General features: G+C 45.1%; 13 protein-coding genes. 5 read left to right on the forward strand and 8 right to left on the reverse strand.

All coding sequences use genetic code 11. The features are described 5' to 3' along the window. Positions 1 to 8: 8 nt before the first annotated feature. The 7 genes from ACPUEK_RS14190 to ACPUEK_RS14220 all read right to left on the reverse strand — a co-directional run bounded on the left by ACPUEK_RS14190 (position 9) and on the right by ACPUEK_RS14220 (position 7,743). On the reverse strand, positions 9 to 1,064 hold the full coding sequence (locus tag ACPUEK_RS14190) for an ABC transporter substrate-binding protein (RefSeq protein ID WP_425641140.1): 1,056 nt from the start codon (positions 1,062 to 1,064) through the stop codon (positions 9 to 11). Further along, positions 1,064 to 2,521, reverse strand: coding sequence for a sensor histidine kinase N-terminal domain-containing protein (locus ACPUEK_RS14195; RefSeq protein WP_425641141.1), 1,458 nt, complete (start codon positions 2,519 to 2,521; stop codon positions 1,064 to 1,066). The genes ACPUEK_RS14190 and ACPUEK_RS14195 overlap by 1 nt, the downstream gene beginning before the upstream one ends. Beyond that, complete coding sequence (locus tag ACPUEK_RS14200; RefSeq protein WP_425641142.1) at positions 2,484 to 3,167, reverse strand: response regulator transcription factor; 684 nt, start codon at positions 3,165 to 3,167, stop codon at positions 2,484 to 2,486. The genes ACPUEK_RS14195 and ACPUEK_RS14200 overlap by 38 nt, the downstream gene beginning before the upstream one ends. Positions 3,168 to 3,258: 91 nt before the next feature. Then, positions 3,259 to 4,776, reverse strand: a complete 1,518-nt coding sequence (locus tag ACPUEK_RS14205) for a tripartite tricarboxylate transporter permease (RefSeq protein ID WP_067038652.1) — start codon at positions 4,774 to 4,776, stop codon at positions 3,259 to 3,261. Positions 4,777 to 4,779: 3 nt separating this feature from the next. Beyond that, the gene (locus ACPUEK_RS14210) at positions 4,780 to 5,220 is read right to left on the reverse strand and encodes a tripartite tricarboxylate transporter TctB family protein (RefSeq protein ID WP_067038654.1); all 441 of its coding nucleotides are present in this window, start codon (positions 5,218 to 5,220) and stop codon (positions 4,780 to 4,782) included. Between the two features lie 66 nt (positions 5,221 to 5,286). Further along, entirely contained in the window at positions 5,287 to 6,279 is a 993-nt protein-coding gene (locus ACPUEK_RS14215; protein ID WP_067220247.1) for a Bug family tripartite tricarboxylate transporter substrate binding protein, read from the reverse strand. Positions 6,280 to 6,513: 234 nt separating this feature from the next. Then, positions 6,514 to 7,743 carry a pyridoxal-phosphate-dependent aminotransferase family protein gene (locus tag ACPUEK_RS14220; protein ID WP_067220244.1) on the reverse strand — a complete coding sequence of 410 codons (1,230 nt, stop codon included), beginning with the start codon at positions 7,741 to 7,743 and terminating at the stop codon, positions 6,514 to 6,516. Positions 7,744 to 8,456: 713 nt separating this feature from the next. Here ACPUEK_RS14220 and ACPUEK_RS14225 point away from each other — a divergent pair. From ACPUEK_RS14225 to ACPUEK_RS14235, 3 genes are all read left to right on the forward strand, one after another. Continuing rightward, positions 8,457 to 9,281: an HAD-IIB family hydrolase gene (locus ACPUEK_RS14225; protein ID WP_425641143.1), complete on the forward strand. Its 825-nt coding sequence runs from the start codon at positions 8,457 to 8,459 to the stop codon at positions 9,279 to 9,281. 63 nt (positions 9,282 to 9,344) lie between these two features. Further along, the gene (locus ACPUEK_RS14230) at positions 9,345 to 10,571 is read left to right on the forward strand and encodes a glycosyl transferase (protein ID WP_067038661.1); all 1,227 of its coding nucleotides are present in this window, start codon (positions 9,345 to 9,347) and stop codon (positions 10,569 to 10,571) included. 60 nt (positions 10,572 to 10,631) lie between these two features. Then, complete coding sequence (locus tag ACPUEK_RS14235) at positions 10,632 to 12,383, forward strand: alpha-amylase family glycosyl hydrolase (protein WP_425641144.1); 1,752 nt, start codon at positions 10,632 to 10,634, stop codon at positions 12,381 to 12,383. Positions 12,384 to 12,454: 71 nt separating this feature from the next. On the opposite strand, the gene ACPUEK_RS14240 is transcribed toward ACPUEK_RS14235, so the two are convergent. Further along, positions 12,455 to 14,299 (reverse strand): ABC transporter ATP-binding protein, encoded by a 1,845-nt coding sequence (locus ACPUEK_RS14240; protein WP_425641145.1) that lies wholly within the window; start codon positions 14,297 to 14,299, stop codon positions 12,455 to 12,457. A gap of 189 nt (positions 14,300 to 14,488) precedes the next feature. On the opposite strand from ACPUEK_RS14240, the gene ACPUEK_RS14245 reads away from it, so the two are divergent. Then, the gene (locus ACPUEK_RS14245) at positions 14,489 to 15,691 is read left to right on the forward strand and encodes a Bcr/CflA family multidrug efflux MFS transporter (RefSeq protein WP_425641146.1); all 1,203 of its coding nucleotides are present in this window, start codon (positions 14,489 to 14,491) and stop codon (positions 15,689 to 15,691) included. Between the two features lie 17 nt (positions 15,692 to 15,708). Further along, on the forward strand, positions 15,709 to 16,056 hold the full coding sequence (locus tag ACPUEK_RS14250) for a HopJ type III effector protein (RefSeq protein ID WP_417503588.1): 348 nt from the start codon (positions 15,709 to 15,711) through the stop codon (positions 16,054 to 16,056). Positions 16,057 to 16,092 lie beyond the last annotated feature (36 nt).

Consider the following 16,092-nt stretch of genomic DNA (forward strand, 5'->3'; position numbering starts at 1 on the left):
AGAAGATGCTAGTCTCCGCTGCTTAATTCTAGCGCCAACTCCCAGCTGCGAATAAAGCGGCGCTGTTTTACCAAATCACGGCCCACTAACAACTGTTGATCTAAATCGACGGTCTTAATTGTTCGTGTAGGCCCTAGGGGCATAGCAAAATGCGCCTGGCTTTGACCTTGGCGGATTGGATATAACAACTCTTCAGTCGTCATCAATGCTTGACCTTCATCCGACAACAAAAAATCCAAGAACAAGCCTGCGTCTTGCTGATTCGGTGCGTTTCGCGGCAACACGGCAGTACGCATTAGCATTAAGGTGTAATCTTTAGGGATTATCATCTCTAAATTAGGGTCATTGTTTGCTCGCTGTGCCGCATAGGAGCCCAGCAGATTATAACCCACCACCAGATCACCTTTGGCCACATCGTCAATGATATCACTCGAGCAGCAATAGGTTTTTATGCCATGACTGCCAAACGCTTCCAACATACGTCCCCAAGTGGCATCAGCTTGACGGGCATCCTGACTGGCCAATAAGAACCCTACCCCGCTTTTACGAATGTCATACGTCCCCATTCGCCCCGATACTTGCTCATCGTTCTGACGAATATAACTGAGTAATGCCTGTCGACCATCCGGAATTTCACCCGCATCGAAGGCATTTTTATTGGCGATCATCACAACTGGCTCATAAGAAAAGGCAAACACCTCGTCACGCCATTTCGCTTGGGCAGGCAAACGCTCTGTTTGCTCCGATACATAGCGCTTCGTAAACCCATCGTTAACTAACTTCAACTGTAAATCCATCGCACTGCTTAATATCAAACTCGCACTCGGGTTTTCAGCCTCTGATACCGTTAAATAATATAATTCCAAGGTATTCACATCGACGTAAGCAATACGTACGCTAGGATTCAACTCAACAAAGCGCTCTAACAAGGGCTTAAACGACGACATATCAAGTGTGGAGTTAATATACAGCTCTCTGGAAGCGTTACTGGCACCAAACCACACGGGATCAGCATGGGTTAGAAAACTTAGGCATCCTAATAGAACGGTAGCAATCAACCTCATTAGTGATCCCCTCTGAATTGAAAGGTAGGAAAATCCACAGTAACAGTCGTACCATGCGGCACGGTGTCTGACAGTAAAATATCCGCTTTATGGTATTTAGCAATGTCTTTCACTAATGACAAACCGACGCCAGAGCCCGCAATATCATAACGACCACGATAAAATCGCTCAAAAACCCGCTGCTTGTCTATCTCACTAATGCCAACGCCTTGATCAATGACTTCAACGCGGAAAATATTAGGTAGCGGCGTTATTCTGATCACGACTTCCTTCGTCTCCTCATGGTCATCTAAAAGACTGTAACGCACCGCATTTTCTATCAGGTTTTGCATCATTTGCTCGATCGCAATGATATCACCCACCACAATGGCTTCATCTAAAGTCGTTTCAAACGACAGCATGACACCTTTACGCAACGCGGTAAGAGCCTGAGCACGACACGACTCTTGGATAGGCTGAACCAGATCAATTAACCCCATCACCTGAGATTGCATTCGATGACTGATCGTCGCCTGATTCAGCAAAAAACTCACTGTATCGCTCAACGCTTCACATTGCTCTATGATCTTCTCTAGCGCTTGGCGCTGTTCATCTGGCCTACGAATATCTCGGGCATTTTCAGCAAGCGCCTTTAAACTCGCAATCGGTGTTCGTAACTGATGCGCCGCATTACCCGTATAATTCTCTAACTCTTCAAGGTTGGTTTGTAGCCGCTTCATGAAGTCATTAATGACGACTTTTAAATGGTAAGTTTCTCGGGGCGTTTTTAACGTTAATGGCGTCAAATCCCCGGGCGTACGCTCTTCTAATAATTGCTCGATACGATGCAATGGACGCAAGACCAATTGGCTCCCAATGATAATCAAGACAATCGATACCAGCGCTACCAAGGTAATCAATTCAACAGCTCGCTGAGTTACCGAAGCCGCCATATCTTCCCGTGATAACCGTGTATGCGCCAACACAATACGCACCGTTCCGCTGGCATCCGGCTCTGTTAGATGCCGTTCTAACCAAGCAAAGCGGAGTGTTTCCCCTGAATAACGACGATCAAAAAACTGAATAGTACCGTATTCTTTAGGTCGCTCTGGGGTTGAATCAAGGTTGTAGTAGCCCGTAATAAAGCCTTGGCTGGAGCTTTCCACCTTATAAAACACGCGGTCTTCACTCGCTTGCGCCAGCGTCGCAAATGCAGACCAAGGGATATCAATGGTGATCTCCCCTTGCTCTTGTCCAACATTTTCATCCATTTGCAACAATGCGCTACGTAGCAAGCGGTCATAAGAGATGTCAGCCAATCGTTCGCTGTAATCGAATACCAGTTTGATCGCCAACACAGCAATCAAACTAATGGTAAACGCGCCGACTACAATAAATCGCCCTCTTAACGATGGCGAGTGGCGATAATCGAGCGATTGCTCAAGAGCGCTTGCGTGTTGGGGCAATTTCCGCCACATACCCAATGCCTCGTAAGGTGCTGATCACCAAATCACTGCCTGCCAGCTTTTTTCTCAGACGCGCCACATAAAGCTCAATGGCATTTGGCCCTGGTGTTTCATCAAAATTAAACAAATGCTCGGTGATGTCATCTTTACTCAACACCCGACCTAAGTGACCTAAAAAGATTTCTAACAAACGAAATTCACGGTTGGTAATCGCACGCACCTCTTTGTCTACCAACACCTGACGACTATCGCGATCTACGGTGATATTGCCATGCTCTGTGACGTTAGATGCGTACCCTTGCTGGCGGCGCAACAAGGCACGACAACGGGCTTCCAACTCACCAAAATCAAACGGTTTAGTCAAATAATCATCGGCACCGGCATCTAATAATCGAATACGGTCATCGACTTGGTCACGAGCCGTTAAAATTAACACTGGCGTCGCATCCTCCCGTTGTCGCAAACTCTGCAATATCTGCAAACCGGAGACATTGGGTAGATTTAAATCAAGTATCACTAAATCCACGGACTGATAACGAAGAAACTCATGGGCTTGCTTTCCATCACAGATCAAATCTGCCCCATGCCCAAGACTTGAGAGTCGATCACAAATGGCTTGTCCTAAAACTTCCGTGTCTTCAACGACTAAAATTCGCATAAAACTACCCTGCCACTAAAACAAAACAAGTCCGGCTGAGAATCTCAACCGGACTTGTGGTTAAAAATGCTATTTTGAGTGTAGCAAATAGTTAATCAGGCAAACCATCTTTCGGGCGTTTCATTTTTGCTCGAAGAATCGGGCCTACAATGATTGGAAGAATCAAACCTGCGGCGGCTACAACCCAAAGACCAATACTTAAGCCACTGTTTAGAAGCACCGACCAATCGCCATCTGATAAAACCAACGCATGACGCAAGTTCTTTTCCATCTCAGGACCAAGCAGCATACCAAGAATAACAGGTACCAATGGGATTTCGATTTTACGTAAAACGTAACCCAACACACCAAAGCCAACCATGAAATACAGATCCATAGCACTACCGGTGATTGAGAAGATCCCAACAGACGCCACCAAGGTTACGATCGGCATTAAATACTTAGGTGGAATGCTTAACAGCTTCACAAATATGCCAACCATTGGAATATTTAAAAGCAACAACACTAAGTTACCCACAAACAATGCGGCAATAACACCCCACACTAAATCAGGACTTTGTTCGAACAACATCGGACCTGGATTTACGTTCAAAGAAATCAACATTGCCAGTAGAACAGCGGTAGTACCACTACCTGGTACACCTAGCGTTAACATTGGCACTAAAGCACCTGATGCCGCACCGTTGTTACCGGCTTCTGGCGCAGCAACACCACGAGGGTCACCTTTACCGAATTCGCCTTTGTCAGAATATTTCTTCTCTAAGGTGTAACTTACAAAGCTACCCAAAGAAGCACCCGCGCCAGGCAGAACCCCTGAAACAAAACCCAATAGCGCGCCACGAATAGAGGCTGGCATAATGTATAAAATATCTTTAGCCGTTAGCTTCAACTTGTTCAATGCAACTTGTTTCAGGCCATCGCCAGCATGTTGTTCAAGGAAAAAGAACAACTCTGAAATCGCAAACAGACCAACAATTGCAATCAGAAAGTCGACCCCTTCAAACAAGTGCAAGTTGTTGTAAGTAAAACGCTGCACACCCGATGAGATATCAATCCCAACAGTGGCAATCATCAAACCAAGCGCTGCCGCGATCAGCGTCTTAAACTGGTTTTTACCCGTAATCCCACCCAAGGTAGCAAACGCCAAGGCAAACAGAGCGAAGTACTCTGATGGTCCAAATTTCAGCGCAAACTTCGCTAATATTGGTGCTAAAATCACCAGTCCAATGGTGGCAATGAAACTACCGATAAACGAAGCGATAGCAGAGGTAGCTAACGCTTCTGCAGCCTTACCTTTTAAAGCCATCGGATAGCCATCTAAACAAGTCATCATCGCCGGTTCGTCGCCCGGAATATTCAACAGAATCGATGAGATACGGCCGCCATACATGGCCCCAGCATAAACAGACGTTAATAAGATCAAAGAAGACGTTGGAGATAAGCCTAAACTAAACGCCAGTGGGATAAGAATCGCCACACCGTTTGCAGGCCCTAACCCTGGAAGTGCACCAATCAATGTACCTAATATGGCACCGATCAATGCGAACATAAGACTTTCTGGAGACAGAGCGACCACAAAGCCTTGCATTAAAAGTTCTATAGTACCCATAACTTATAGCCCCAAAATACCGGATGGCAAAGCCAATTCAAGAACACGCGTAAACAATACGTAGATCACAACCGACGTAATAACACCTGTAAGTAAGCTCTTCGCTGGGGTGGCCCCCATACGCCAACATAGGAAGGCAACGGCAGGCGTCGCTGATAGCACAAAGCCTATATACTCAAGCCCGAATGCAAACAGCACCAACACCAAACACACCACACCCAATTCCAATAACATTGAAACGGCTGGCCATTTCGTATCTTCATCTGGCTTGATCACCATGTAGATCGCGCCAATGCCTAACAGGATAGAAAGAAGGATCGGAAATGTTTCAGGGCCTACCGCTTCCTGACCGCCAAATGGCACAGGAAATTTCGTCGCTTCGTAGCCGTAAGTAACGGCTAAAATAAGCAATAGCACCCCAAACACACGGTCATTAATACGCATGTCTCTGCTCCAAGAATAACAAGGGAAAACGGAGGGGGAGCGGGTCCCCCTCTAAATCGAATCTAATTATTTAATTAGACCGATATCTTTAGATAGGATTTGAATGTCGAGTGTTTGATTTTTCACAAATTGAGTGAACTCTTCACCAGATTTTTTGAAAGGCATCAGGCCGTTTTTGACCATGACATCTTTCCATTCTTGTGTTTGATACAGCTCATCAATAGTATTCACCCACCAATCGTAAGACTCTTGGCTCGCATCACCAGGAACGTAAAATCCACGCCAGTTTGGCGCAACGGAACTGATGCCTTGCTCTAGAGCGGTAGGAATTTGATCAAATGGTTTTGCTAAACGCTCTTCAGAGAGCACGGCTAGTACACGTAAGTCACCGGAATCCATAAAGCCTTTTACTTCCGAAATATCGCCGGTGAACGCATCCACATGCCCGCCTACTACTTGCACAAGGGCTTCAGAACCACCACTAAATGCTAAGTAACGAATCTTTGGTAGGTTTTCAACATTGGCTTCTTTCGCGGTAATCAACACTTTCAAATGGTCCCAGCCACCTGAAGCACTGCCGCCGGCAAACTTAACCGCGCCAGGATTACCTTTCAGGGCATCCATCATTTGCTTTAGAGACGTGTATTTAGAATCTTTGCCTACGGCGATCACACCATAGTCGGCTCCAAGTGTACCCACCCATTTCACTTGATCGGCATTCATGCCTGGGAATTGGCCTTGAGCAAGACGAGTTGTAGTTGCCGTACTCGCTGCAACAATAAGCGATTCATCAGTGGTACGTTTACTGACTGTGTGAGCAAACGCGACACCACCACCGGCACCAGCCATGTTCACAGTCTGAACATTGCCTTTGATGTAATCTAGGTCGGTCAATACCTTACCAACACTACGACACGTAAAGTCCCAACCACCACCTGGGTTAGCCGGTGCAATACACTCAGCACTTCGAGCTGGTTCGTAGGCATAGGCCTGTCCAGCAATGGTCAGTGCCGCAGCACCCGAAACTAGAACAGACTTCATTGATACGGTTTTAAGCATGACTTTATCTCCTGCTTTTATTGTTTTTGTCTTGGATAAAAGAATGTTTCAGAACATCCATGACTCACAACATACTCCGCGAACCTGTCACAACCCTGTCACCAACACATTTTTAGTACAAAATGTGTAAAAACAAATACCTTAAGGGACAATTCAATGTAATAGCACCCTAAAAACAGGCAAAAAAAACCCACTTTTACTTAAAGTGGGTTTTTAAACAGTGTACACAGCCCGTTATGCGACGGCTTGATGTGCAACACGAGGTGCTTTTTGTAAGTAAGCCTCCATCTCGGCCATACCATTTGGCTGATCTACTTTTACTCCGAGGTCACGCATCGTGCTACCAAATGCATGAAGTGTACGGAATAAGTTATGTTCGCGACATTGTTCACCCATCTGCCCAATACGCACAATTGGTTGACCAAACGATCCGGCGATTTCAACACGGTATACATCGGAAATGTGGTCACAAATCTGTTTTGCCGTTAACCCTTCTGGAATGCAAATACCTACCACAGAATTTAGACGTGCTTCAGGTTCGATAAACAATTTCAAGCCCATGCCTTCAATACCAGCTTGTAACGCTTTTGAACAGCGAAGGTGTCGTGCAAAGCGCTTTTCTAGCGTTTCTTCACAAACCAACTTGAGTGCTTCATGCAATGCCATAATGCCCGATACGGGCGCTGTATAATGGTAGCCATCACGGTGCCAGAAATTTTCCGCCAGCTTCGCATCAAAACACCAATGCGTAAGTGGAACGGTTCGGTTTTCAATCACTTGCCAAGCTTCATCGGAAAATGCCACCAACGACACCCCAGGAATAGACGACAGTCCTTTTTGCCCCCCCGTAATCACGCAGTCCACTTTCCATTCGTCCATTTTCAGCGGCATGGTACTCAGCGTACACACGGCATCAACTACGACAAGACAGCCGTATTCTTTGGCAATCGCTGCAATGTCTTTTAGCGTATAGTTACAAACCGTATTCGACGTTTCACCTTGCACCATACTAATGACTTTTGGGCGTACTTGCTCTATCGCTTTACGCACTCGTTCTGGGTCCGCAGCTTCATGCACGGGAATGTGCAATTCATGAACATCCGCGCCAACGCGCTTAGCCATTTCAGCCATACGATGACTGAAGAAGCCGTTATTCAGACACAGAATCTTTTCACCAGGTTGCAGCAAGTTAACGGCTGACATTTCCATCGCGGCGGAGGCAGGTCCCGCGACACCAAGTACCCACTTGGATTCTGTTTGAAAGACGTAACGTGCCATGCTCTTCACTTGATCGATGACTTTCGCCATTGTTGGACCAAGATGATTGATCACAACTGAGTTGGCTTTGGCCACGCGCTCAGGAATCGGCACTGGACCCGCCCCCATCATCAGCAATGGTTCTTGTGGAAGAATATCGTCAAGTGATTGTAGTTCGGGACAAGGAATGCCCGTTGTAGAGTCCATATTTACCTGCCTTTAAATATGATTAATAAAAAATCCATCTCAACTATTTCATAAAATCAAATATCGTAATCTTAGTATTTTCAGACCAAAATTCGGTAAAATTTAATTTTCCAAAATAATCTGCTGAAATAATACTGCAATCGACCTATTTTTAAGAGTCTATATTTTGAAAAGAGTCGAATAATCCAAAACTTCTTCTGTCACCCACAGAACTCACCAAACATAGATTTAAACCCCAGCATTATTTACTCCTACACGCCATAAAGATCGCTCTACAAAAACATCAGCCCTCTGCTCAAAAATCAAACAGCGCACTTTAAATGATGGTGCAGAAGCGCACCAACGCACCAAAATAGATCAAAAAGATATCCGGTACGCTCTAACGATAAAACGAAAACAATTCTCCTAACGCTTTTTAACAGCTGTCCTGATAAGCACTACAATGCCATCAGGCACTTTTTTCATACCGTTAGTCAATCTTTACGAAAGCCTTGCTATGCATGGCTTAGCACTGTCATAAATCTGTGTTGCTCAGACTCTAAACTGGTCGATACACAATTTTTTTACAGCACTCTGGCAAGCATATTGCTTTCACTAACCAGTCAGTCATCCATTAATGGCACGGTAGGTGTTCCAAAACAGGTCAGAAGCGCATTTCACTGTTATTCGTAAAAGGAGGAGAGGTTGAAGCGGACGCCACTTCAATCAAACATATGACGACCACATTAATAGTCTTCACAGATCTAGATGGAACTTTACTTGACCACTTTGACTACGCCTTTACTGACGCAGAAGCGGCTCTTTTTAGCTTAAAAACGCTGGGGATCCCATGCGTATTAAACACCAGCAAAACCTATGCGGAACTCCTTGAACTTCGCTTGGCGCTGCGCCATAAGGATCCATTTATTATCGAAAACGGTGCGGCTGTCTATATACCGTCTAATAGTCCGTTGGTGGACATTCATGACCTTGAACGTCGTGGTGATTTTTACGTTCAATCGTTTGGCCCCAAGCGCCAGCACCTTATCGAGTTATCGCAGAGTATGAAATCTCGCTACGATTTTATCAGTTATCACGATCTAAGCACTGAACAACTGATGGAGCATACGGGCTTAGACTATCAAACTGCTGAGCTGTCACTGCAACGCGACTTCACCGAACCTTTAATCTGGAACGACTCTAATGCCGCTTTAGAGCGCCTAAGACATGAATTAGCGGCTCAAGGCATTAAAGCGCAAAAAGGTGGACGATTTGTCCATTTAATGGGCGCGCAGTGCGATAAAGCCGTTGCTATGAACTGGCTAAAACAAGCTTATCAGGACACCTTCCATGAAGACCTAAAAAGTATGGCGTTAGGTGACGGTGAAAACGATGTTGGCATGATCTGCGAAGCAGACATTCCTGTTGTCGTACGCTCGCCTGTCCACGTTCCACCTGAAATCCCTGGGCGCTACGACGTTTGGATTACAGATTCTTATGGCCCTAAAGGCTGGAGCGAAGCCATCAATAAAGCCCTAGTAAACGAAGGTTTTATCTAATACCAACTCACTGACGAATCAGCGAGTAAAAGACAGCATGACAACATGCTACAGGAGAGAAAAATGGGTGATTTTTACCAGAATGGCATTATTACAACACTGCACAATTTGTCTCAGCGTCCTCTTGAAGACATGGAAAAAGAACTGTGTGAGTTCGCTAAGAAGCGCCCTATGGCACTTATTTTACCTTGCTTATACTCTGAGCTCGAAACCGATGCCATGCCGAATATCATTAAGCATCTAAAGCAAGTACCTTATCTTTCCGAAATCATTATCGGCTTGGACCGCGCGACCGAAGAACAGTATCGTCATGCCTTGGAGTTTTTCTCTGAGCTACCTCAAAAACACACAGTTTTGTGGAACGATGGCCCACGTCTTCGTGCCATTGATGAAATTCTCAAAGGTGAGAAATTATCGCCAAACGACCCAGGTAAAGGACGCAATGTATGGTTCTGTATGGGCTACGCACTAACGGCATCCGATGCTGATGCCGTGGCAATGCACGACTGTGACATTGTCACTTATGACCGCAGCTTGCTGGCACGTTTAATCTATCCTGTCGCAAATCCAAACTTTAACTACGAGTTCTGTAAAGGTTTTTATGCGCGAACCGCTAATGGCAAAATGAATGGCCGCGTTAACCGCCTGCTTGTCACGCCTTTACTCTATTCCTTGAAAAAAGTACTTGGTCACTTAGATTATTTAGATTACTTAGACAGCTACCGTTATTCCTTAGCCGGTGAGTTTTCCTTCCGTCGGGACGTTATGACCGATTTGCGCATACCAAGTGACTGGGGATTAGAGATCGGCGTGCTATCTGAAATGTACCGAAATTATTCAACCAACCGTTTGTGTCAGGTCGACATTGCGGATGCATACGATCACAAACATCAAGATCTATCCGCAGATGACGACGACGGTGGCTTATCTAAAATGTCGATCGACATCACGAAAGCGATCTTTCGCAAACTCGCTACAAACGGCATTGTTTTTAATCAAGAAACATTCCGTACCATCAAAGCCACTTATTACCGTGTCGCTTTAGATTTCATAGAGACATACCGAAATGATGCTGAGATTAATGGTTTAAAACTAGATGTTCATTCCGAAGAGCGCGCGGTTGAACTCTTCGCCAGCAACATCATGAAAGCAGGCAATATGTACCTAGATAATCCTATGGAAGCGCCTTTTATTCCGAGCTGGAACCGTGTCGCAAGCGCCTTCCCTGAAGTGATGCATCAATTAGAAGAGGCCGTTACACAAGATATGAACGAATACACACCAAAGTAGTGTGATGTCATCGGCTCAACACAATGACGACAAAGCAGATAAGATATAAGGTAGGTCATAATGGAAGCAGCGCCACTGTCCCAACTAGAACAACGACTGATTGGGCATTTACAAGTCTTATACCCGCACCTTGATGCGGGCGAAATGGCACGTAACTGTCTCACTACTTTTGGCTTAGATCCTAAAACGACCTCGCCTCAACCGCACAGAAACCTGTGGAATCAATCAGACATCATGCTGATCACCTACGCTGATACATTGCGAAAAGACGGCGAATCACCTCTAAATACATTACATGAGTTTGTAAAAACCAAGCTTGCTGAATGTATTTCAGCGGTTCATCTGTTGCCCTTCTTTCCATACAGCTCAGACGACGGTTTCAGTGTCATGGATTACACATCGGTCAACCCTTCAGCGGGCAAATGGCGCAGTATCACTGAGCTTTCTGGCGATTTCAAAGTAATGGGAGATCTCGTGATCAACCATTGCTCCAGTCGAAGCATGTGGTTTGAGAACTTTAAAGCAGACGTAGAACCTGGGGCTAGTTTTTTTTATGAGGCCGACCCCAATACCGATGTATCAAACGTTGTGCGTCCTAGAACCTCACCATTATTACGTGAGGTACAAACAAAGAATGGCTTAAAGCATGTTTGGTGTACCTTCAGCCACGATCAAGTGGATCTAAACTTTGAAAACCCTAAAGTATTAATTGAGTTTCTGCGCATCATCCGTCTTTACCTTGAAAAAGGCATTCGCTGGTTCCGTTTGGATGCAGTGGCTTTTCTATGGAAAACCCCCGGCACAAGCTGTATCAACCTGCCCAATACACATGAAATGATTCGTTTGTTACGGCTGTTGATTGAGCATTACGCACCCGATGCTGTCATCATTACCGAGACCAATATTCCAAATCGGGAAAACCTTACTTACTTTGGTAATGCCAATGAAGCACACCTGATTTACAACTTTTCTTTACCTCCACTGCTTATTAATACACTGGTTTCCGGTAGCTGCGCACATTTGAAAAACTGGTTAATGCGCATGCCTCCTGCACAACAAGGCACGACTTATTTAAACTTCGTTGCGTCTCATGACGGTGTAGGATTGCGCCCAACGGAAGGATTACTCAGTGAATGGGAGCTTGATAGCCTAATTAACACAATGAAACGGTTCGGCGGAAAAGTCAGCTCGCGCACCACTCCAGCGGGGGAAGCCAAGCCGTACGAAATCAATATCAGCCTTTGGGATGCATTAAGTGGATCTGTCAGCAAAGGACCTGATCAGTGGCAATTTGCCCGATTTATGTGTGCAGCGGCGGTGCAGTTGGCCTTAGAAGGGTTACCAGCATTTTATATTCACTCTCTTTTTGGCACTGAAAACGATTACCCTCGTGTTGATAACACTGGGCAGTTCCGCTCGATTAATCGACACATTTGGGGCATGGACGATCTTGAACACAAACTAAATACGCCAACGCATCATCAGAAAGTATTCAATGCGATGCGAAACCTAATACAAATTCGTCGCGGACAACCCGCCTTCCATCCCAACGCAACACAATATGTTCTGCATACAGGTGATAAGCTGTTTGCATTCTGGCGTCAAAGCCTAGATCGCCGCCAAAGTTTGTTCGCTATTTACAACATTAGCGATGAACCGCAGACCTTTAATCTTGGCGAGCTAAACCTAATCGCAACCGACGATTGGACGGATTTAGTCACAGATACTAAGTACGAAGACAGCCTCGCTCAAGTCACATTAATGCCTTATCAATTTCTATGGTTGGCCAACAAAAAAAGTAAGGCCAAGTAGGTCTCCTACTTGGCCTACTCATCATTTAAGCTCTTCGCTCAACTAAGCAGAGTTCAGTGAAACAACTCTGCTTAGTTTGCTTCAATATCTTCTGCAATAAATCCTCCACTTTGATGCGACCAAAGTTTCGCATAGATACCACCTTGAGAAATAAGTTGCTGATGAGAGCCCTGCTCCACGATAGCCCCTTTATCCAGCACAATTAAACGGTCCATAGCTGCGATCGTTGACAGGCGATGCGCAATAGCGATCACCGTTTTACCTTCCATCAGACGATATAAACTGTGCTGAATGGCCACTTCCACTTCCGAATCAAGAGCTGAGGTGGCTTCATCTAACACCAAGATCGGAGCATTTTTTAAGAGTACTCGAGCAATGGCAATACGCTGTCGCTGTCCGCCTGATAGCTTAATACCGCGCTCCCCGACCATCGCATCGTATCCAGTATTACCATAAGGGTCCGTCAACCCCTGAATAAAGTCATGGGCTTCAGCACGTTTCGCAGCGTCTATCATCTCATCATCGCTGGCGTCTGGGCGGCCATAGAGTAAATTTTCACGTACAGTACGATGCAATAACGACGTATCTTGCGTCACCATACCAATGTTGGCGCGAAGGGTTTCTTGTTGCACATCACGGATGTTTTGATCATCAATGGCAATGGAACCTTTTTCCACATCATGAAAACGCAGTAGAAGGTTCACAATGGTCGATTTACCCGCTCCAGAGCGCCCTACTAGACCTACTTTTTCACCTTTTTTAATATGTAAATTCAGAGCCTCAATGACTGAGGCATCTTGCTTACCATAATGAAAGTCCACTTGATCGAACTTAATATCGCCATCCTTTACGATCAGAGATTTGGCCCCTTCATTGTCTTGAATCGACAGCGGTTTAGACAGCGTCCCCATACCGTCGGCCACCATACCAATATTTTCAAATAAGGCACTTACTTCCCACATAATCCACTGCGACATACCATTCAGGCGCAGGGCCAAACTGACTGCAATGGCAATCGCCCCAACGCTAATAGCACTTCCGATCCACAGCCCAATCGCAACCGCCGCAATTGTAAAGGCCAATAAATAGTTTAAGCTTTGCACACATAGATTAAGCCCTGTCACCAATCGCATCTGCTTATGCACGGTTGCTAAGAAACCATTCATCGACTCTTTGGCGTAGGACACTTCACGCTTGTTGTGAGCAAACAATTTCACTGTCGTAATATTGGTATAGCTGTCAACAATGCGCCCCGTCATGGTAGAGCGTGCGTGCGCCTGCTCTTCTGATATACGACGCAAACGGGGGACAAAATACAGTTGAATCGCAATGTAGCCCACCAGCCATCCCAGCATGGGCAAAACAAGTCGGTAATCCGCTTGCGCGACAAGCACCAACATCGCAATGAAATATACTAGGATATACATCAGTACATCTAATAGCTTCATCACTGTTTCACGGACAGCCAAGGAAGTTTGCATCACTTTAGTTGCTACACGACCAGCAAAATCGTCCTGAAAGAAATCAACGCTTTGACGCAGTACGTAACGATGCGCTAACCAGCGAATTCGCATTGGGTAATTACCCAATAATGTTTGATGTACGATTGCTGAATGTAAAAATGTCACGAGTGGCATGGCCACTAATACCATTAATGACATACCGATCAATCGTCCAGATTCCTCAGACAAGAATGTCTCAGGATTCTTAGTGACCAACCAGTCCACCAATTGCCCCATAAAGCTAAACAGCACCACTTCTAAAATCGCAATGGTCGCCGTTAATAGGGACATTAAAATTAAAGGGATCTCTGCACCTTTCGAGAAATATCGACAAAATGCAAATAAGGTTTTAGGCGCTTGATCAGGATCTATATCTGGGTAAGCCACCAACCATCGTTCAAATAACTTCAACATAAAAAATACAAATCTGAATTAGAGTAAAAGGAAAATGCCATCAAGTGAAACACAGAACTTATTGGATAACTATCAATGCGATTGCTATGTTTAAGCAATTGAGCCGTGTTTCCTTAATTTCGCATAGGAAGCCATTATCGTTATCCACTACAATTGATAAACTCAACTAGATAACCTTTAAGGAGTATTATGCAGCTTACGCTACCGATTATTTTGGTTCTCGGCCTATTGGCCGGCATCACCCCATTGGCGATTGATGCCTATCTTCCTAGTTTTCCTAGCGTTGCAGAAGATCTGAATCAAGACATCAGTCATATTCAGTTAACTCTAAGTGTTTATCTATTTGTGTTTGCTATCTTTCAAATATTTTATGGACCCCTCTCAGATGCTATTGGTCGCCGTAAAGTTGTCGTTACAGGACTGGTTATTTATATCATCGGCAGTTTCTTATGTGCTATTGCTGGCTCTTATGAATGGCTTATGGGCGGGCGCGTAGTACAAGCTATTGGCGGTGCCGCGGTTGCCGTTACGATTCCTGCATTAGTAAAAGACAATCTAACGACCAATCAATTTGCAAAAGCCATGTCAATGATCATGCTGGTCATGGCATTAGCTCCGCTCGTCGCACCCATTTTGGGCGGCACAATATTGGTCGTATTCAACTGGCATGCCATTTTCGTCTTTTTGATGTTACTTGGCATTGTGGCCATCTTTTTATTTTTGCGCACCATTCCTGAAACCCTTCCCAAAGAGAAACGCACACCTCTATCACTGGCGTCTTCTTTGAGAAACTATTTCACACTCACCAAGAACCCAATCATTATGGGATACATTACCGCAGGGGCGCTGCACTTTGCTGGTTTAATGTGTTTTGTCACTGGGGCATCTTTTGTTTACATCAAAATTTATGGCATAAACGAAGGTTTGTTTGGCTTTCTATTTGGTATGAACATCATCACTATGATGATTGCTACGACCATTAATGGTCGTTTTGTAGAAAAGCTAGGCATCGACACGCTGGTTCACTACGCCATGGTGGTATTATTGATTGATGTGGCTGGCTTGATTGTTATGTGTTTTATGGAGCAACCACCGTTGCCTGCTGTGATGTTAGGTATGATGTTGTTCACTGGTCCTATTGGCATTTTAGGCAGCGGTTTCATGGGTGGCGCTATGCGTCGTGCAGGCTCGCTTAACGGCAGTGTGGCAGCGCTTGCGGGCACTATCCGATTCTCCTCCGGCGCGCTAAGCGGTGTCGTCCTGAGTATGTTGCATAACGGTACTTTTGTGCCGATGTTGGGTATCATGTCAGTTTGTGGTTTAGGCACTTTTGTGATTTACAAATACGTTAAAAAGCTTGAGCAGCTAACACCCATCTCTGACACCCAATAAACAGTAGAGTGATAACCATGCTAACAACGCGAACTTTATTAGAGAGACTGGCTAATGCCCCTGACACTGTTACATTTCAAGACACTATTGCTGTCATTGATAATGAATACGACTTTACTCCGACGTCTTTTAAAAATGGCTCGCAGATTAATCAAGCAAATGAGAACAACGGTTCCTGTAAAATTTTCTCTTTTGCGCAATTGAATGATGTGAGTGAAACCTCTGCACTTCATTTATTTGGCGACTTTTTTCGTCAAGACGTTCTTAATAACCCTGAAGGCACTGATCACCAGAACATTCGTCAGTTCATGGTAAATGGCTGGTCTGGCATACACTTTGAAAGCCAAGCATTATCAAAGAAATAATCATTTAAGGGGCGATATGTCGCCCCTTTTTAATCC

The organism is Marinomonas gallaica (assembly GCF_049821165.1).
GTDB classification, from domain to species: domain Bacteria; phylum Pseudomonadota; class Gammaproteobacteria; order Pseudomonadales; family Marinomonadaceae; genus Marinomonas; species Marinomonas gallaica.